Raw genomic sequence first — 19,089 nt, forward strand, 5'->3', positions numbered from 1 at the left:
ATTGTTACTTTTGTGATTATGACAAAAGAACAAATCCAAGACTTGAGGGATCGTGTAACATCCCTGAGGAGGCATCTTTGACATCGATGTCCGAAAAAAATCAGTAGAAGAAGAGACAGAAATTACGCTACGGCCAGACTTCTGGGACGATAGTAAAGCAGCCGAAAAGGTGCTTTTGTCGATCAAAAACACGAAAGTGTGGACAGATCAATTTGACGAAGTATCTGCCGCGGTAGATGATACGGCGGTAATGTACGATTTTTTCCAAAGTGGTGATGCTAGCGAGCAGGAGCTAGATGAATTGTATCAAATAGCACTGGAAAGTGTCGCTGAACTGGAGTTTAAAAACATGCTTAGTGCTGAAGAAGATCAGTTAGATGCGATCTTACAAATCACGGCTGGAGCAGGCGGAACAGAAAGTTGCGACTGGGCAGCCATGCTCATGCGCATGTATATCATGTGGGGCGAAAAACATGGCTGCAAAGTCACTGAACAAGATTATCAAGCAGGTGATGTAGCCGGTATCAAATCAGTAACTCTGCAATTTTCAGGCAATTTTGCATATGGTTACTTAAAAGGTGAGAATGGAGTTCATCGCTTGGTGCGCATCTCTCCGTTTGATTCCAACGCCAAACGACATACTTCCTTTGCCTCGGTATATGTATATCCTTTGGTGGACGATAATATTGAGATCGATGTAAAAGATTCCGAAATAGAATGGGATACTTTTCGTGCGGGCGGTGCTGGCGGACAGAATGTGAACAAGGTAGAAACTGCGGTGCGCCTACATCACAAACCTACGGGTATCATTATCAAAAATCAGGAAACGCGCTCGCAATTACAGAATAAAGAGAATGCTCTTCGCTTGCTAAAATCGCAATTGTACGAGATCGAGATGCGAAAACGCCAAGAAGCTAGCGCTGCCATTGAAGGCTCAAAAAAGAAAATAGAATGGGGCTCGCAGATACGTAATTATGTATTACATCCTTACAAATTGATCAAAGATCTACGCACTAGCGTCGAAACATCTAATACGCAAGCCGTATTAGACGGTGATCTCGATCCATTCCTAAAGGCTTACTTAATGGAATTTGGCGGCTCCTAACTTCTGCTCTTGTTCCTATCAAATATGCCCAAGCGCTGGGCTTGGGCATATTTCACCTTTGGAGATGCTTATTTAAGAACCATTAAGGCATAGCATTAGTGTTTTCGTAAGTGCCAATTCACCAACAAACGATGCATCGTGCGATACCACTATCAACGTACCTTTATAATCGCGAATGGCATCAGTTAAAATTTCAAGACTAAAGAGATCTAGATTATTGGTTGGTTCGTCCAATACCAATACATCTGGAGCTTCTTGCCGAATCGCCATCTTACAAAGAAGCAAACGCATGCATTCGCCTCCGCTCAACACTTGGCCAGGTTTGTCCCAATCGTACTCATAAAACAGGTGCCTGGCTAAAAGCGTCTTGACCTCGTGCTGCTCTAAGCCATGCAAATTACTTTCTTGTGCTTGTTCCAGCACGCTTTCAGTGGGATTAATAGCGGTATAATCTTGATCCAAATATAAAATGCTGCTTTCTGCTCGATATACTTGCCCGCCATTCGGCTCTAACCTGCCCAAAAATAGCTTTAACAAAGTCGATTTTCCAGATCCATTGAGCCCGATAATATGTACACGATCTCCACTTGTGATGCGAAAGTCAATGCCTGGCTCCGTCCAAAGCGGTACGTCATTATACCGCAATTGCAACTGCTTCGCTTCGAAAAGCAGTTTACCCTTATGTACTTTAGCAGGGTCAAAAACTACTTTGATAGCAGAATTATCCACTCGATCTGTTCGCAAATCTTTCAATGAGCTTTGTAAACGATCAATTTTATCAGCATGTACCTCTTTGGTTTTTGACGTACTCTGTTCCGCCTTATTTCGCAATGTATTCATCATAATGCGAGCAACGCCTGCCCGCTCCTGTTTTTGCTGCCCTCGCGCGTCGCTACGCTGCTGACGCTCCAGCGTTTTTCTTTGCACCAGTTTTGCTTTACGTAGCTCTTTTTGCTGTTGCTCGATCTGTTGTTGCAACATTTCTGCTTGGGCATCGCGTTGCGCGCGATAATGTGCATAGTTTCCAGTATAATTGGTTAGCTTCCCTGCATCGAGGTCGATGATTCGCTCCATTTGGTTCAGCAGCATACGATCGTGACTAATGATCGCCCAGCAGCTGTTAGATCTTTTCACTTCAAGATACAGCTGTTCGCGTGCCCACTGATCTAAATGATTTGTAGGTTCGTCAAGCAAGATCAAGTCGGGCTTACCTATTGCTATACCTGCCAGAAAAATCTTTGTTTTTTCTCCGCCACTTAGCCGATGCATTGGAGCATCTAAGATATCGGGCGATAGCTTCCAGCGTATCAGTGCATGTACGGCTTGCTCTTCGATAGTCCAATCATCTTGCAAAACATCATAATGTTTTTCGGAGGCGCTACCAGCCAGTATAGCGCGCAAAGCATTGATTTTGGCATCTACTCCTAAGGCCTGTGCGACCGTCATCTGGTCGAATTGCCCAAAGTTTTGAGGAACGATATAGATTTCATTTGCGGTACAAATAATCTGCCCTTCTTGAGGCGTGATTGTTCCAGTGATTAAGCGAAATAGCGAGGATTTACCAGCTCCATTTCTGCCAACGATACCTATTTTTTGTCGAGATTGTAAAGTGAGATTTGCTGCCGATAGCAGCATACTGCCATTCGGCAGGATATAAGTGATATTCTGTAATTCGAGCATAATTTCTTTTTTTTACTGGATACGAAAAGGCGGCGACACATTGCGCGCATTAAATACATCAGTGTTTGGCAGAAATTAGGAATTACATAGACTCTTATTTTTGGCGGATAAAGTACAATTTTAGTGAAAACTTTGGTAAAAGTATCTTTTTTTGTTAAATAAGCGAGATCTGACTATTAAAATCATCAGTCCCCAAAAAATAATACGGATGGTGATGGATGATATATAAAAGAGACATTTCTGTAATTAATGCCGCCTGTTTTTTCTTTTTTGCTGATCTCAAAGGCTAATGTAAGCCACAAAAAAGCTCCCTGCGAACAGGGAGCTAACCATTGGGTATTCTAATTATTAGTGTGTGCAAAATAATAATGTTATATCACTTTAGAAGGGATATTTATTGTCGTCAATGAGCTTTCGGGCAATTCGTTGACGAGCTTCTTTGATATTAAACGGTTCAACCTTAGTAAAACGCTTCAATCCGACTAGCATCATTCGCAATTCATCACCTTCGGCAAATGAATTTAACGCTTCCTTACCTGCGATCTGCACTTTATCTACGATAGAATGTAGATAGACCCGCGCCATGTCGGTTGGCAACTGAGCCGCTTCTTCGCCTTTGGTATGATAAATTTTCTCTACGCGCAACAGCACTGATTCGGCGACATAGACGTAACCAATAATATCTGCTATATTCATCAGGATCTCTTGCTCTTTTGATAGAGACATCATGAGCTTTTGTACCGCAGCGCCAGCAACTAATAAGCCTGTCTTTTTCAGGTTGGCAATGATTTTCTTTTCTGCCGCAAATGGCGTGTCATCGTCTGCTCCGAAATCGGGGATTGCCATTAACTCGTTGGCGACTGAAGTTGCAGGCCCCATCAAATCCAATTCACCCTTCATCGCACGCTTCAACAACATATCGACAACTAGAAGGCGATTTACTTCGTTTGTTCCTTCAAAAATTCGATTGATTCGTGCATCACGGTACGCACGCTCCATTGGTGCATCGGCGGAGTAGCCCATTCCTCCATAAATCTGTACTCCTTCATCGACTACATAATCAAGCATTTCGGAACACCATACTTTTATTATGGCACATTCAATAGCAAATTGTTCTACGGATTTCAATTTGGCTTTGGCTTCGTCCATGCCTTCGGCGATCAATGCATCGTACGCATCATCAATGTTCTGGCCGGCACGATAAGCCGCACTTTCGTTAGCGTACAGTCGAGTGGCCATTTCTGCCAATTTGTACCGAATCGCTCCGAACTTGGAGATTGGCAAATTGAACTGTACACGCTCATTGGCATAGCGAACAGAAGCGTGAATCACGGAACGTGATGCGCCAATCGCTGATGCGCCAAGCTTGATACGACCAATATTCAGAATATTAACAGCGATCTTGAACCCATTCTCGCGCTCTGAAAGCATATTCTCGACTGGTACGGCGCAATCATTAAAAAAGACTTGCCGTGTGGAAGATCCTTTGATACCAAGTTTATGTTCTTCCGGATTCATCGTAATTCCTCCGAATTCGCGTTCTACGATAAATGCGGTTAAGTTTTTATCATCGTCTATTTTGGCGAAAACGATAAATATATCTGCAAACCCACCATTGGTGATCCACATCTTCTGCCCGTTAATGATGTAGTGTGTACCTTCGGCATTTAATTTCGCGGAGGTTCGTCCAGAATTAGCATCAGAACCGGAATTGGGCTCCGTAAGACAATAAGATGCTTTCCATTCTCCGGTCGTTAACTTTGGAATGTATTTGTCTTTTTGTGCTTGATTTCCATAATAGAGAATTGGTAAAGTACCAATACCGGTATGTGCGGAAATTGCGACGGCAAAGCTGTGCCCTCCACCGACTGCGTCTGCCACAAGCATAGAGGTATTGAAGTTTTTTCCAAAACCACCGTATTGCTCTGGAATAGATACTCCAAGCATACCTAATTCGCCTGCGTTATTAAGTAATTGCTGCATTAGACCGTCTTCTTGCTTATCAATACGGTCTAAATTTGTCATGACTTCTGAGTTGATGAAGTCAGTGCAGGTTTGGCGTATCATTTTCGCTTCTTCATCGAATTCTTCGGGGATGAAGACATCTTGGTAAGATGTTTCGCGGATCACGAATTCTCCGCCCTTGATTGCGCTATTATTGCTCATATCTGTATAGTTTATCGTTGGAACATTTTAGGATAGCATTTCGAATATACCGGCCGCTCCTTGTCCAGAGCCGACACACATTGTGACCATGCCATATTTATTTTGGCGACGCTTCATTTCGTTCAGCACTTGTACGGTGAGTTTTGCTCCTGTACATCCTAGTGGATGGCCGAGGGCAATGGCGCCTCCATTTACATTGATCTTACTTTGATCCAATTCCAATTCTCGGATAACGGCTAGGGATTGCGAAGAGAAAGCTTCATTGAGTTCAATCAAATCGATATCTTCTTTTTTTAATCCAGCCATTTTCAATGCTTTGGGAATGGCATAAATCGGCCCGATACCCATAATACGCGGTGGTACTCCAGCTACTCCATAACTCACCATCCTAGCGATCGGTGCGACGTTTAACTCTTTAAGTTTAGCTTCTGACACGACGAGCACAAAAGCTGCGCCATCGGAGGTTTGGGAAGAATTTCCAGCCGTCACAACGCCATCTGCTGCAAATACTGGCTTTAGCTTGTTCAATACTTCTAAAGACGTATCTGCACGAGGGCCTTCGTCGGTGTCTACTACATAATCTCGTGAGGTGATTTTGTCATCTTTCAAGTAATTCTCTGTTACCTTAATCGGGACAATACCATCTTTTAGATTACCATTCTTAATCGCTGCAATAGCTTTCTGATGTGACTCCAATGCAAATACATCTTGATCTTCGCGAGATACATTGTACTCTTTGGCTACTGCTTCTGCCGTTAGGCCCATTCCCCAATACCAATCTGGATTTTCTTTGGCAACTTTGGGATTTGGAGCTAGTTTCCAGCCGCCCATCGGCATGCCAGACATTACTTCTACACCTCCTGCGATGATGCAATCTGCCATACCAGCTTTAATTTTTGCGACTGCAGTCGCAATGGTATCCAACCCCGAAGCGCAATACCGATTGACGGTAACTCCGGGTACTTTGTCTGTATTTAATCCCATCAATGAGATCATTCGCGCAATGTTTAGACCTTGCTCGGCCTCGGGTGTTGCGTTGCCCACAATTACATCATCTATTTGCGCCACATCCAGATTAGGAATGGTAGACACCATGTGTTGAATGACTTCACTTGCCAATTCGTCTGCGCGCATAAAACGGAATACGCCTCTCGGTGCCTTACCTACTGCGGTGCGATAACCTGCTATAATATATGCTTCCATGATTATTATTCTACTAAATGATCGACTTTTCGGCGTTTAGTACACCAACCTTATCGACCTGGTTTAAACTTTTTTATGCTGCTCTTTTTAGTTACGAAGTGGTTTACCTTTTGTCAACATGTGTTGTATTCGTTCTAAGGTTTTCCGTTCGCCGCACAATTCTAAAAATGCCTTGCGCTCTAGATCTAGCAAATATTGCTCAGAAACCTCGGTGGGTACAGACAGGTCGCCTCCGCACATGACATAGCCTAGCTTTTCGGAGATCTTCTTGTCGTGCTCCGAAATATAATGTCCAGCATGCATTGACGCTGCTCCGGCATACACAATCCCTAGTCCTTGTTTTCCCAATACTTTGATATCCTTGCGCGCTGCAGGCTGTAAGTAACCTTCATTGGCCAGCTCCAGTGCTTTTGCTTTCGCATCCGCTAAAAGGCGCTTCCTATTCATCGTGATGGCATATTTGCCTTGTTGCAAATAGCCTAACTCGTAGGCTTCTACAGCAGAGGTCGATACTTTTGCTTGCCCAACGGTCAAAAAGCGCTCTTTCAGCGTGTTTTGTGTAATTTGATCGTCCTTGAACTCGTCTGAAGCACGTAGTGCAAATTCCTTGGAACCGCCGCCACCTGGAATAACTCCCACGCCAAATTCTACCAAGCCCATATAGGTTTCGGCATGTAACTGTACAAAATCCGCGTGCATGGAGAATTCACAACCACCGCCAAGCGTGAGTTGGAAAGGAGCGACTACTACCGGAATAGACGAGTAACGTAGACGCATAGCCGTATTTTGAAACATGCGAACCGCCATGTTCAGCTCGTCATAATCTTGCTCTACGGCCATCATGAAAATCATGCCTATATTAGCTCCGGCAGAGAAGTTCTTGCCTTCGTTGGTGATGACTAGGCCGCGGTATTCTTGCTCGGCTAGGTCAATCGCTTTATTTACGCCTTGAATAACATCACCACCAATGGTATTCATCTTGGTATGAAACTCGCAGTTGATAATGCCATCACCAAGATCTGTAATGGTGACGCCGGTGTTCTTCCAGATCGTTTTCTTGTCGCGAATATTATCTAACACAATCAAATCTTCTGTGCCAGGTATAGGTTGATAGGACTTGGATTTGATGTCATAGAAGTTCTTAACGCCGTCAATCACTTTATAAAATTGCTCATGACCTCCTTGCAGCATATCGTGTACCCATGAAGCGACTTCGCCTGATTGGCCTGGCAAACGTTTGTCTTCGCTCTTAATTTTTTCGATCGTTTCGCGTACGCCTAAAGCATCCCACACCTCAAATGGCCCCAGCTCCCAACCAAAACCAGCTCGCATAGCATCATCAATACGGTAGAAATCGTCTGTAATCTCTGGCACACGATTCGACACATATTCGAACAGGGGATAGTGCATAGCACGAAATAATTGGGCAGCTTTATCTGTACCTTGTTCGTACACTTTCATACGTTTACGAATATCTTCTACAGGCTTGGTTGCTTCCAGCGTGCTGGATTTCACCTTTTGCTGTTCGCCATATTCTAGCGTCTTGAGATTTAAGGATAGGATATTCGAGTTTCCTTTATCGTCTTTTACCTTTTTGTAGAAACCTTGTTTTGTTTTCTCGCCCAGCCATTTCTTTTCCGCCATCTGACTGATATAGGCAGGCAATTGAAAGACACCTTTGGCCTCATCATCCGGGGCATTTTCTATTAATCCATTTGCGACATTCACTAATGTATCCAATCCAACCACATCCGCTGTACGGAAGGTTGCAGATTTTGGATGTCCCATAGCGGGGCCGGTATACTTGTCTACCTCTTCTATGGTAAGCTCTAGCGGCTCGACCAAATGAGTGAGTGCCAACATAGAATAGACACCAATACGATTGCCAATAAAAGCAGGCGTATCCTTACATAATACCACTGTTTTACCTAAGAGCTTGTCGCCGAAGTAGGTAAGAAAATCGATCACTGCAGGATCGGTATGTTTGGTGGGGATGATTTCAAATAGCTCTAGATAGCGCGGTGGATTGAAGAAATGCGTACCACAAAAATTCTTTTTGAAATCTTCGCTACGGCCATCAGCCATAAGGTTGATCGGAATTCCAGAAGTGTTGGAAGTAACCAAAGTGCCTTCTTTGCGGTACTTCTCGACTTGATCAAACACTGATTTTTTGATATCTAATCTTTCTACGACTACTTCGATTACCCAATCGTACTGGGCAATATCTTTCATGTTGTCGTCGAAGTTTCCGGTTTTGATGCGGTTGGCATACCGCTTACTGTATATGGGAGAAGGATTTGATTTTAGTGCCGTATCTAAGGAAGTATTGACAATTCGGTTTCGCACTGCTTTACTTTCCAGATTCAGTCCTTTTGATTCTTCTTGAGGTAAAAGCTCTTTTGGAACGATATCCAGAAGAAGCACTTCTACACCAATATTTGCAAAGTGACATGCGATCCGCGAGCCCATTACGCCCGAACCTAACACGGCTACCTTTTTAATATTTCTTTTCATACCATCTTATTTTAGATTTACTATTGCGAGCTGCCAATACCGATCGGCAGACGTTAAAGTTCTATTGTCGATTTCTCTACTTTCGGGTCGTATTGCGAGACGAGGTCATTAATCTTCAATAAGGTTTTGATTAATTGTGTTCGATCTTTGGCAGACAGCTCTTTATCCAAAAATGAATTGAAATCACGCACGACATTTTTGGCAATTTTCCTTTTCTCGACACCCAACTCGGTCAAATACACCTTAACGGATCGTTTATCCGTCGTACTAGCTTCCCTATAAATAAATCCCAAATTTTCTAAATTGTTTAGCACTCGGGAAAGGCTAGTGGTTTTCACTCCGGTAGAGTTGGCTATATGAGATACGGGCGTACCTTCTCGATGTATATTAATCAAAATATAACCTGCAGCCTGCGTAAAGCCGTGCTGGTTAGCGATCTGGTTGTACTTGTTCGCCAAATTCTGCCAACAGGCTTTCAAAAAATAATCTAATGTGTTATCTTGACTCATAATTAGTAGTTGCTATCAATTACTATGCTAGCATATCAAATTTAACAGATGTTTAGCACAATCCAAAATTATTATCTCCTTAATTTGTAAAAAATCGCATTACGCAATTCGCCCAATATGATTTAACTTTGCGTAATCACAAAAATATGTCGCATGGCAGATATAAACATACCTAGACTAGATTTGTTGCAGTATACCGAAGGGAATGACGCGCAGCGCAAACAGTTTTCACAAGATATTGGCAAGGCCTTTAACGAGACAGGATTCGTCACGATTGCTAATCACGGGTTAAGCCAATCGTTGATTGATGAACTGTATAAAGTAGTTAAAGATTTTTTTGACCTACCAGAAGATATTAAAAACGCTTACCAATTCCCGGAGTTAGCTGGACAGCGTGGCTATACATCTAAAGGGAAAGAAAAAGCGAAGGATGCCAGCACGCCTGACTTAAAAGAGTTCTGGCAACGCGGACAAACTATTGTGGGGGAAGAATATTCGAAAACAGACTTTCCGGATAATATTGTCGTATCGGAGTTGCCGCGTTTTAATGAAATTACCGCAGAAGTTTACAGAAAACTAGAAGATGCGGGTAGAAATATTCTACAAGCGATTGCTGTATACCTCAATCTGGATGAAGATTATTTTGAATCTTTCGTGATTAATGGTAATTCGATTCTTCGCGCGATTCACTACTTCCCGATCGAAAATCCAGATGCGATCTCACCAGACGCGGTGCGTGCTGGAGCGCATGAGGACATTAACCTGATTACTTTATTAATTGGTGCTAGTGCAGATGGCTTGGAAGTACTCACGAAAGACAATGAGTGGTTTCCGATCAAAGCAAAAGGGGAAGATATCGTGGTCAACGTAGGCGATATGTTGCAACGATTGACTAATAATAAATTGAAATCGACTACACACCGTGTGGTAAATCCGCCGCGTGAATTGATGAAGACTTCGCGGTATTCCGTGCCATTCTTCTTACATCCAAAATCGAGCATGAGCTTGGCGAGTTTGGATGCGACGATCTCAGACGAATACCCAAAATTGTATGAAGATTACACCGCAGGACAATATTTGGATGAGCGCCTTCGCGAAATTGGCTTAAAAATGTAAGCACATATATAAAAGATCGTATAAAAGAAATGGAGTAGGCCAACACCTACTCCATTTCTTTTATTTCCTCCTGCTGCTTCTTCGGCAGTCCACGGAAGACTAAATCGTACGAATGATCAATCCACTCGCGTAGTTGGTGATCATCAGCTTCGCGATGCGCAAAGACGGTATTCCAATGTTTCTTATTCATATGATACCCCGGAAAGACCGTTTGCGGATACGATTCGCGTAATTCTATCGCCCATTCTGGAGCGCATTTGACATTAAAACTAAGCGCATCGACCTGATCCAATCCTATTAAAAGAAAAATCTTTAGCCCAACTTTGAAGACCAGCGTATCTGGCCCAAACGGCAGTTCTTCCGATACGCCTGGCTTTTGTAAGCAATAAATACGCAAACTTTCTATGTCCATAACGTGTATTGCAAGATGATACTCGGTATAAGATGTTGAAACGGCTATTAAGCAAGCAAGGCTAATAACTCTTGCTGAATAGCTACTCCTTTATCCTCATTATACCATTTTTGAAGCGCTTCTTTGATTTCCTCAAAAGGTTGGTTGTCGGCCTTCATGGCTTCAAAAATTGCTTGTAATGGTGCTGGTCGTGGACCCCACACGGCTTTGTCGTGCCCCACATCATTGCGAATGATTAATTTGGGAATAGATTTACCGCCATTCGTCAGATAATCATCGATCAAGTGCGGCTCGCTATCACGAAGCTGGATATCAAAGTCGATGTTAGGATTATTTTTAACCATTTGGTAGATCTGCGGAACAGAATGTGCTGCATCGCCACACCAAGGTTCTGTAATTACGATCCAATGCTGCTCTTCTGTAATGCTATCTACATAGCGTTTCATTGCTTCATTGGGCTCGAATCGTTTTGTCCAACGACTCATGCGCGTCCAATTCATCTTTGCATATTGCAAATATTCCTCGTTATCGTAGGGTGCGTGTTTTTCAGGTTGTGCAAGTATGTCACCAAAATGTACCAGATACTCGTCGAAATTCATAAATCAATTAATTTGCCGCTAAAATACACAATTTTCTTGAGCAGCTATGATGCTCATACTGTCATAATTTTGCCACTCTATTACTCAGCACCGTCTTAAAAATGACAGGATGTCATTCAAATTTGACAACAGTAAGACACATTGTACAGAATTATGACGCGACAAATGCCATATAAATATTGGCACAACGGTTGATATAGGATAGGAAATTAAGATTACGAGAAACAAAATAAGATATGTCAAAAATAATAGGTATAGATTTAGGAACCACGAATTCATGTGTTGCCGTAATGGAGGGTAACGAGCCGGTGGTTATTGCGAACAATGAAGGAAAGCGTACAACGCCATCTGTTGTTGCATTTGTTGAGGGTGGAGAGCGCAAGGTAGGTGATCCTGCAAAACGTCAGGCCATTACCAACCCGCACAAAACTATTTATTCCATTAAACGCTTTATGGGTTCTTCTTACGGCGAAGCCGAAAAAGAAGTATCTCAAGTACCATACAATGTGGTAAAAGGCGAAAATAACACGCCACGTGTAGAGATCGATGATCGTAAATACACGCCGCAAGAAATTTCTGCGATGATCTTGCAGAAAATGAAAAAGACAGCAGAAGATTACTTGGGTCAAGAGGTATCTCGTGCTGTAATCACTGTGCCAGCATACTTTAATGATGCACAACGCCAAGCTACTAAAGAAGCGGGTGAAGTTGCCGGTCTTAAAGTAGAACGTATCATCAACGAACCAACTGCAGCAGCATTAGCTTACGGTTTGGACAAAGCGAATAAAGACATGAAAATTGTCGTATTTGACTGTGGTGGTGGTACTCATGACGTTTCGGTATTAGAGTTAGGTGATGGTGTATTTGAAGTAAAATCAACTGACGGTGATACACACTTAGGTGGTGATGACTTTGATAACGTAATCATCAACTGGTTGGCTTCTGAGTTCGCGAATGAGAACAACGGATTTGATTTGAAGAAAGATGCAATGGCTTTACAGCGTTTGAAAGAAGCTGCCGAAAAAGCCAAAGTAGAATTATCATCCACTTCTTCTACTGAGATCAACTTGCCATACATTACCGCTGATGCGACTGGACCGAAACACTTAGTGCGTACTTTATCTCGCGCGAAATTCGAGAGCTTGGCAGATGATTTGATCAAACGTACGATCGAACCATGTAAAACAGCATTGAAAAACGCTGGTTACAGTACATCAGATATCGACGAAATCATTTTGGTAGGTGGTTCTACTCGTATCCCTGCTATTCAGGAAGCAGTAAAAAGTTTCTTCGGAAAAGAACCTTCTAAAGGCGTGAACCCGGATGAAGTAGTGGCATTAGGCGCTGCGATTCAAGGTGGCGTATTGACAGGTGAAGTAAAAGACGTATTGTTATTAGATGTTACGCCTCTTTCTTTGGGTATCGAAACTATGGGTGGTGTATTGACCAAGTTGATAGAAGCAAATACAACAATTCCTACAAAGAAATCAGAAGTATTCTCTACCGCGGCAGACAATCAGCCATCAGTAGAAATCCACGTATTACAAGGTGAGCGCCCGATGGCTGCTCAGAACCGTACGCTGGGTCGTTTCCAGTTAACAGATATTCCTCCAGCTCCACGTGGAGTGCCTCAGATTGAAGTTGTATTTGACATCGATGCCAATGGTATCATCAAAGTATCTGCTAAAGATAAAGCAACTGGTAAGGAGCAAAACATTCGTATCGAAGCTTCATCTGGCTTGAGCGAAGAAGAAATTCAAAAAATGAAACAAGAAGCTGAAGCAAATGCTGATGCGGACAAAAAACTGAAGGAAGAAGTAGACAAGATCAATGCAGCTGATGCCTTGGTTTTCTCAACCGAAAAACAGTTGACTGAATACGGTGACAAAATCCCTGCAGAGAAAAAATCAGCAATTGAAGCTGGTTTAGAGAAACTGAAAGCAGCACATGCTGCACGTGATTTTGCTGCGATCGACACGGCTTCTGAAGAATTGCAAGCGGCATGGAATGCTGCCTCTGAAGACATGTACAAAGCATCTCAAGATGGTTCTGCACAACAGCCTCAGGGCGATGCAGGCCAAGCCGACAGCAACGGCGGTGGAGATGATGTACAGGATGTTGATTTTGAAGAAGTAAAATAAGCATACCACTCACCTTCGGGCTATTTTAAAAAAAGCTCCGACAGATTTCTCTGTCGGAGCTTTTTGTTTGGCAACATTGTTGCATTTAAAGAGATGATGTCGTACATTTGCCACACTGTTGCAATAACAGGAAAAATAGCTACTGGCATTTAATTAAATCATCATATCTATGAAACATCAAAAACAAAACAAATTTTTAAGCGCTATCATTGCAGTTGGTCTTATCACATCATTTACTTCCTGTAGCAGCGACGATCCAGTAGATATCGTCCAAGAAGGAATACAAAAGGCCGAATTGACTTTCACAGAAGTAACGGGAGAGGGCGTGTATCCACATGGCGATCATTTTCATGGCTTGGCTGGTGCGACAGATGGAACGGCGCAGGTGGTCACTTTCAACGCACAAGGAGAAGCAACAGCTAACGGTCATCTTCACCTCGATGCCGAAGCAGTTTATCGCATTGATTTAAAAGCTTGGGATCATACTGGGCATGAAGTTACGGCAGATATTGTTGCGACAGAAGCCGCGGCAGCCAACTACAAGGCATTTCTAGTAGGTGGCGATTATATTCTCAACTCGAATACAACCGATGAAAGCGGGGCTATCTTCCAACCGAGGGAAACAACCTATGGAGATGGTACGGCTGTCACAGGCGCAGGTGGTACAGGAACAACGGGAGTATTATCTTATTTTGGTATCGGACATAGTAATGCCGGCAAATCACGCCAAATCACATTTGTATTACGCAAATTGCAATCTGGTGTAAAAGAAAAAATTACACGTTTGGACTGGAATCGTAGCGATTATGCTGCTGCGTTTGCTGGAGAGAATGAATTGGCATTGAATTTCGAAATTCATGCCGAACACGATCATTGATTTATTCGCTCTACATTATTTATAGCTAGATAATTATGGGTGGCGTGCCGTTAGTGGCATGTCACCTTTTTTAATATATCATTGTGACAACATCATTTTTTGTAATCAAAAAGTCAACTTTACAGAGATTACCCGCTATACCAATTAAATTGACCATTTTTGAATAAAAATCAAAAAAATTTAATTATTCGCTCACATATATACATTTCGGCAATCAATTTGCACAGAGAGTTTACAAGAAATGAATATAGGCTGCACTCCACATTGCGGCATGTGTTTCGAGATTTAAGGATATATGCAAAATGCTTAGAGTTACTCTATTATTGTCGTTGTTTTTTGTTAGTTGTTATGTCAATGCTCAGTTTGCCACGCGGCTTCGCAATGGCTGGGTAGGACGATATGTTAACTCTATCATTAACGATACTACAGAGGCTAGCAAGGCCAACCTGACGATATATCCTACCTTCGCAAGTGCGCCAGAGACAGGCGTCGAATTGGGTTTATCCACCTTAAAACTCTATTATGCTAATGGCGACACGTTGAACAGGTTGAGCGAAATGCAAGCTTTTACTTTTTTCACATTTAAAGGTCAATATGGCTTACAATTAGAAAACGCATTGTATGGCGATCAGGATAAATGGTTTTTCTTGGGCGAAACTAAAATTCAACGGTTCCCTCTTTCTTATTACGGCATTGGCCCAGGCACATCAAAGGAAAACCCAGCAACTGTAGATGCTTTTCAAATCTCGGCCAAGCAACGCGTTTTACGGAAAATTGCCGATAATTTCTTTGCCGGCCCAGAAGTTGATTTTCAATTACTTTCTGGCGTCAACTTTCAGCAACCGGAGGAAGGGCAACCTTTTGAAATACCGCGCGGAGGCGAAGGCACTCGCAACATGGGTTTAGGATTTGGCTTTGTTTACGACAATAGACACAATGTTCTTAACGTACGCGAGGGTTTGTTTGGCGAAATAGCATATCTCAAAACGATAAAAGGTTTTGTAAGCCAACATGATTTTGGCACGATCAATCTTGATCTTCGCTCATTTCATACAGTCAAGAAGAATACGGTATTTGCATGGCAGGCCGTCGGCCAGTACGTGCATGGTGAACCTCCATTCAATCAAACGGCGCTGTTGGGTGGCGATCGCTTGATGCGAGGATATTATCTTGGGAGATACCGAGACCGAGCGATGTTGGCTGCGCAGGCCGAATACCGAATCCTACCATTTTCATTCAGCAAACGTTTTGGTGCAGCTATATTTGGCTCAGTAGGAAATGTGGCGCCTGACTTAGGTTCCTTTCAAATGCGCAATACGCGCGTCGCTGGTGGTGTAGGCTTACGATTCTTACTATTCCCTAAGAAAGACATTTATCTACGATTTGACCTAGCTTTCACGAGAGAAGGAGCAAATATCTACATCTTTAATGGCGAAGCATTTTAAGCGTTTCCTAAACAGTTAAAATTGGAAGGAACTGTCAATCTCCGATAAGGTAACCATATGGTTTGAGCGTATCTACCTGATCAAATATCACTTTAAATATACCAAGCAATGGAATGAATAAGATCATTCCCGCTGTGCCCCAGACCATACCACCAAGCAACAAAACCATAATTGTAAACAATGGCCCTAACTGCACTTGCCCACCGGTAATTTTTGGAGTTAGGAGATAGCTATCCAACTGCTGCGTCACCGTAAAAAATACCGTGACAATAATAGGAATGCTGAGCGTATCCCGTGTAATTAAAGTATACAATACAACAATACCACCGCCAGCGACTGAACCGATATATGGAATCACATTGATAAGGGCAGCCACGATAGAGAAAAACAAAGCGTTCTCAATACCAATAATGGTAAGTCCTATAAAATAAATCACAGAAAGAATCAATACCACCAGAAAAATGCCCGCGACGTAACGACTGGATACGCGAGTGATCTTGTCCACGATTTCTTGCGTGTGGCCTACTTCATTGTGACCAGCATACTTGTCTACAATCTGCAATACAAAACTTTTGATTCGACGACGGTAGATCAGCATCAATATGGTGTAAACTGTAATTATCAATAAATTACCTAGGATCGTAACCACTGAAAATAGCACTCCACCGAGCAGTTTGCCAGCAGAACTCGACCAAGTCGCGATTTGCTCTTGTAAATACTGCTTTTGCTTAGATATCGACACGTCGAAATGTTCAGAAACTAGGCTATGTCCCTGCGCAAACATCGCATTGAATTTTTCGCCGATCGATGCCATCTCTGCTCCTAAGCCAACCAATTCATTGACGAGTACATACATTACACCGACGATGAGCAATAAGGTAGATAGCACCGATACAGCCGCCGCAATTCCGCGGCTCATATTCCAACTTTCCAACTTGCGACAAACCGGCAAGAGCAACATCCCCATAAGGCCACTAACCACAATCGGCACTAAAAAGCCCTTGGCGAAATACATAATCAGAAAAAACAGTACAATGAAAGCTAAAACTTGGTTAAAACTTCCTAACACGGTCATTTTGGTCGGGTTTGTCTTCATATACTTAATTGATCTATAGCGTCTGCGAATCGACGATCCTTTTCTGTTATGGTGTTACCACTGTCATGAGTAGTCAACCAGATTTCTACTTTATTATATGTATTCTTCCAGGTGGGATGATGGTTGAGTGATTCGGCGATCATGGCGACCTGCGTCATAAAAGCAAATGCTTGTGAAAAATTAGCAAAGGTAAATTCCTGGTATAACTGATGATCTTGTTCCTTCCACATGATAGTTGTTCTATTAGCACGTTGGATAAACAGGCTTTCTAGCTGTATTGTTTGTTTAGCTCATCGTTTATTGTTGCGTATCGGAATTCAGTACATCTTGAAAACGCGCGAAAGTCTGATTTGCCATATCCACACTACTCGCATAGGTTGACGGGTCGCTACCGACGGTGTTTAGAATGTGAATAAATCTATCCCACATATGGGACGACTGATCACCATATCCAGAGAAAAAACTAAATCCTCGACTAATGCCATACTTTTTGAGCATCTGTACGATGTACGGACCACCAAGGATCGAGCCTTCCAAAACGTACAATGCGCTAAGTGCTTCCTGCACATTTCGGACGGAAGGAACAACTGCGCGTATGTTTTCGTCTACCTGTTCACCTAATGCTTTGATATCGGCACGAATATGCTGAGAATTGCGCCGTTCGGCGTAATCAGGAAGTACACCTTCATTAATGAATGGCTGAATAGCAAGCTCTACCGATGAAAAATAGGCATAGAACTTCTGCAATATTTTTGCATAATCCTTTTCGGTTTTGATCGCTTTTAATTGCCTAATCACCACACCTTCTAGCGATTGATGAGCCTCTTTCGTGTGGTCTTTGATGTATTGATTTAACATTATTGCCTTCGTCTTATTTAATCACATGGTTACGACCCAATATAGCGGTTTATCCTCAAAGTTTAAGGAAATTTGCTATCAAAACGGCGTGCCTACTGTGAGATAACTTATATTTTGGCTTACTTTTTGCATAATGCTAAAATCAAAGGCAATCTATTCTGCGAAATTGTTAGGATGAAGCAGTAAAATGCCTTTCGGAGATATGTACAACAAATAATAGATTTATGAATATCAAAAATTCTATCAGTAGACAGCCAAAGGCGATACGCGATATATTGGGAAACATATCCATGCTGGCGCTGATCATTTTGCTACTTTTTGTCTTAGAGTATACCGTAAACTAAAAACGTCCCTTTTGCAGTAAGTTTTCAAATCATACTGCTAAAGGGACGTTAATTTTTAATTCCTGTTTTTACCGAATCGGGATCGTTATTTCAGCTACGACTGGAAAATGATCAGAAGGCAATCTCGCCTTATAATTCTTGAAAGATAGCTCCTTCGGAAAATCACCTTTCTTAACATCCTCTTGATCTTCCGCGCTTCGATAGGTATCAAGTAGTACAGCATATTTATTTACTTGAATATCTTTACTTACAAAGATATGATCAATGCGGCTATCTGTCCATAAGTTGGGATCGAAAGCGTTAAAAGTACCATTATGCGCATAGCGAATAGCTGCTTGCTCATAGGCATCGAACACGTAATCAGATCCCTGTATGATCTGATAAATAGAATTGCTTTGATCGACATTGAAATCTCCTGTCCACAATACATCATCATCGCCCACCACATTACGCATACGCTGTAATACGAGTTTACAACTTTCTTCGCGTGCTTTTAAACCTACATGATCAAGGTGTAGATTAAAGAACCACACGCGCTTGCCACTAGCTGTATCCTGCAAACGTGCCCAAGTACATATTCTTGGTAACGCAGCGTCCCAACCGGTAGAAGGCGTATGAGGTGTTTCGGAAAGCCACATTACTCCCGAATCTAATAGTGAAAATCGATCTGACTTAAAGACAATAGGCGCAAACTCCCCGGCCAACTTTCCGTCATCGCGCCCTACGCCGATAAATGTATATTGCGGTAGCTGCTGTTTTAGGTCTTCGAACTGGTGCGCCAGTACTTCTTGGCAACCTAGGATATCGAAATCATTGTATTTAATTAAAGAACTGATGACAGGCAATCTATTTTGCCAAGCGTTGCCAGCGTCGCGATCTCCTTTATTGTCATATCGCACGTTATAACTGGCGACTTTCAAGGTGATCGCGTCTTGGGCTTGCGCCGCCATCCCAACTAGCGTTAGGCAAAGCCCAATGCCTACGGCCTTACATTTCGAATACCACTGTTTGCTTTTCATGCTGA

16 protein-coding genes are annotated in these 19,089 nt (G+C 42.6%); 5 read left to right on the top strand and 11 right to left on the bottom strand.

The features are described 5' to 3' along the window. Positions 1-18 precede the first annotated feature (18 nt). A protein-coding gene (prfB, locus tag A0125_RS13885) for a peptide chain release factor 2 (RefSeq protein ID WP_156472559.1) occupies positions 19-1,105 on the top strand; the annotation gives its coding sequence in 2 pieces (ribosomal slippage) (positions 19-78 and positions 80-1,105; 1,086 coding nt in all). A 72-nt stretch (positions 1,106-1,177) separates the two neighbouring features. Here prfB and A0125_RS13890 read toward each other — a convergent pair. The 5 genes from A0125_RS13890 to A0125_RS13910 all read right to left on the bottom strand — a co-directional run bounded on the left by A0125_RS13890 (position 1,178) and on the right by A0125_RS13910 (position 9,177). Beyond that, positions 1,178-2,785, bottom strand: coding sequence for an ABC-F family ATP-binding cassette domain-containing protein (locus tag A0125_RS13890; RefSeq protein WP_066757554.1), 1,608 nt, complete (start codon positions 2,783-2,785; stop codon positions 1,178-1,180). 381 nt (positions 2,786-3,166) lie between these two features. Continuing rightward, on the bottom strand, positions 3,167-4,951 hold the full coding sequence (locus tag A0125_RS13895; RefSeq protein ID WP_066757557.1) for an acyl-CoA dehydrogenase family protein: 1,785 nt from the start codon (positions 4,949-4,951) through the stop codon (positions 3,167-3,169). Between the two features lie 27 nt (positions 4,952-4,978). Continuing rightward, positions 4,979-6,154 (bottom strand): acetyl-CoA C-acyltransferase, encoded by a 1,176-nt coding sequence (locus A0125_RS13900; RefSeq protein WP_066757560.1) that lies wholly within the window; start codon positions 6,152-6,154, stop codon positions 4,979-4,981. Between the two features lie 87 nt (positions 6,155-6,241). Next, positions 6,242-8,668, bottom strand: coding sequence for a 3-hydroxyacyl-CoA dehydrogenase/enoyl-CoA hydratase family protein (locus tag A0125_RS13905; protein WP_066757562.1), 2,427 nt, complete (start codon positions 8,666-8,668; stop codon positions 6,242-6,244). Between the two features lie 53 nt (positions 8,669-8,721). Beyond that, a complete protein-coding gene (locus A0125_RS13910) occupies positions 8,722-9,177 on the bottom strand; it encodes a MarR family winged helix-turn-helix transcriptional regulator (protein WP_066757565.1) in 456 nt (151 codons plus the stop codon). A gap of 153 nt (positions 9,178-9,330) precedes the next feature. On the opposite strand from A0125_RS13910, the gene A0125_RS13915 reads away from it, so the two are divergent. Beyond that, positions 9,331-10,293, top strand: a complete 963-nt coding sequence (locus A0125_RS13915; RefSeq protein ID WP_066757568.1) for an isopenicillin N synthase family dioxygenase — start codon at positions 9,331-9,333, stop codon at positions 10,291-10,293. 46 nt (positions 10,294-10,339) lie between these two features. Here the strand turns inward: A0125_RS13915 and A0125_RS13920 are convergent, their stop codons facing one another. Both A0125_RS13920 and A0125_RS13925 read right to left on the bottom strand, forming a co-directional pair. Then, complete coding sequence (locus tag A0125_RS13920) at positions 10,340-10,705, bottom strand: MmcQ/YjbR family DNA-binding protein (RefSeq protein ID WP_066757571.1); 366 nt, start codon at positions 10,703-10,705, stop codon at positions 10,340-10,342. A gap of 47 nt (positions 10,706-10,752) precedes the next feature. Beyond that, positions 10,753-11,304, bottom strand: coding sequence for a thioredoxin family protein (locus A0125_RS13925; RefSeq protein WP_066757574.1), 552 nt, complete (start codon positions 11,302-11,304; stop codon positions 10,753-10,755). A gap of 236 nt (positions 11,305-11,540) precedes the next feature. Between A0125_RS13925 and dnaK the strand changes: the two genes are divergently transcribed. The 3 genes from dnaK (at position 11,541) to A0125_RS13940 (ending at position 15,767) form a co-directional block, all read left to right on the top strand. After that, positions 11,541-13,445: a molecular chaperone DnaK gene (gene dnaK / locus A0125_RS13930; protein ID WP_066757577.1), complete on the top strand. Its 1,905-nt coding sequence runs from the start codon at positions 11,541-11,543 to the stop codon at positions 13,443-13,445. Positions 13,446-13,614: 169 nt separating this feature from the next. Beyond that, positions 13,615-14,322, top strand: coding sequence for a hypothetical protein (locus tag A0125_RS13935; protein WP_066757579.1), 708 nt, complete (start codon positions 13,615-13,617; stop codon positions 14,320-14,322). A 302-nt stretch (positions 14,323-14,624) separates the two neighbouring features. Further along, positions 14,625-15,767 carry a BamA/TamA family outer membrane protein gene (locus tag A0125_RS13940; RefSeq protein WP_066757582.1) on the top strand — a complete coding sequence of 381 codons (1,143 nt, stop codon included), beginning with the start codon at positions 14,625-14,627 and terminating at the stop codon, positions 15,765-15,767. 34 nt (positions 15,768-15,801) lie between these two features. Here A0125_RS13940 and A0125_RS13945 read toward each other — a convergent pair whose 3' ends face one another. The 4 genes from A0125_RS13945 to A0125_RS13960 all read right to left on the bottom strand — a co-directional run bounded on the left by A0125_RS13945 (position 15,802) and on the right by A0125_RS13960 (position 19,084). Next, a complete protein-coding gene (locus A0125_RS13945; RefSeq protein WP_066757587.1) occupies positions 15,802-16,863 on the bottom strand; it encodes an AI-2E family transporter in 1,062 nt (353 codons plus the stop codon). After that, on the bottom strand, positions 16,860-17,093 hold the full coding sequence (locus A0125_RS13950) for a 4a-hydroxytetrahydrobiopterin dehydratase (RefSeq protein WP_066757589.1): 234 nt from the start codon (positions 17,091-17,093) through the stop codon (positions 16,860-16,862). Before A0125_RS13950 ends, A0125_RS13945 begins: the two co-directional genes overlap by 4 nt. Before the next feature lie 67 nt (positions 17,094-17,160). Continuing rightward, positions 17,161-17,721 (bottom strand): biliverdin-producing heme oxygenase, encoded by a 561-nt coding sequence (locus A0125_RS13955; protein WP_066757591.1) that lies wholly within the window; start codon positions 17,719-17,721, stop codon positions 17,161-17,163. A gap of 412 nt (positions 17,722-18,133) precedes the next feature. Continuing rightward, complete coding sequence (locus A0125_RS13960) at positions 18,134-19,084, bottom strand: endonuclease/exonuclease/phosphatase family protein (protein WP_197464887.1); 951 nt, start codon at positions 19,082-19,084, stop codon at positions 18,134-18,136. Between the last annotated feature and the right edge of the window lie 5 nt (positions 19,085-19,089).

The organism is Sphingobacterium populi (genome assembly GCF_001586775.1).
Lineage (GTDB): Bacteria > Bacteroidota > Bacteroidia > Sphingobacteriales > Sphingobacteriaceae > Sphingobacterium > Sphingobacterium populi.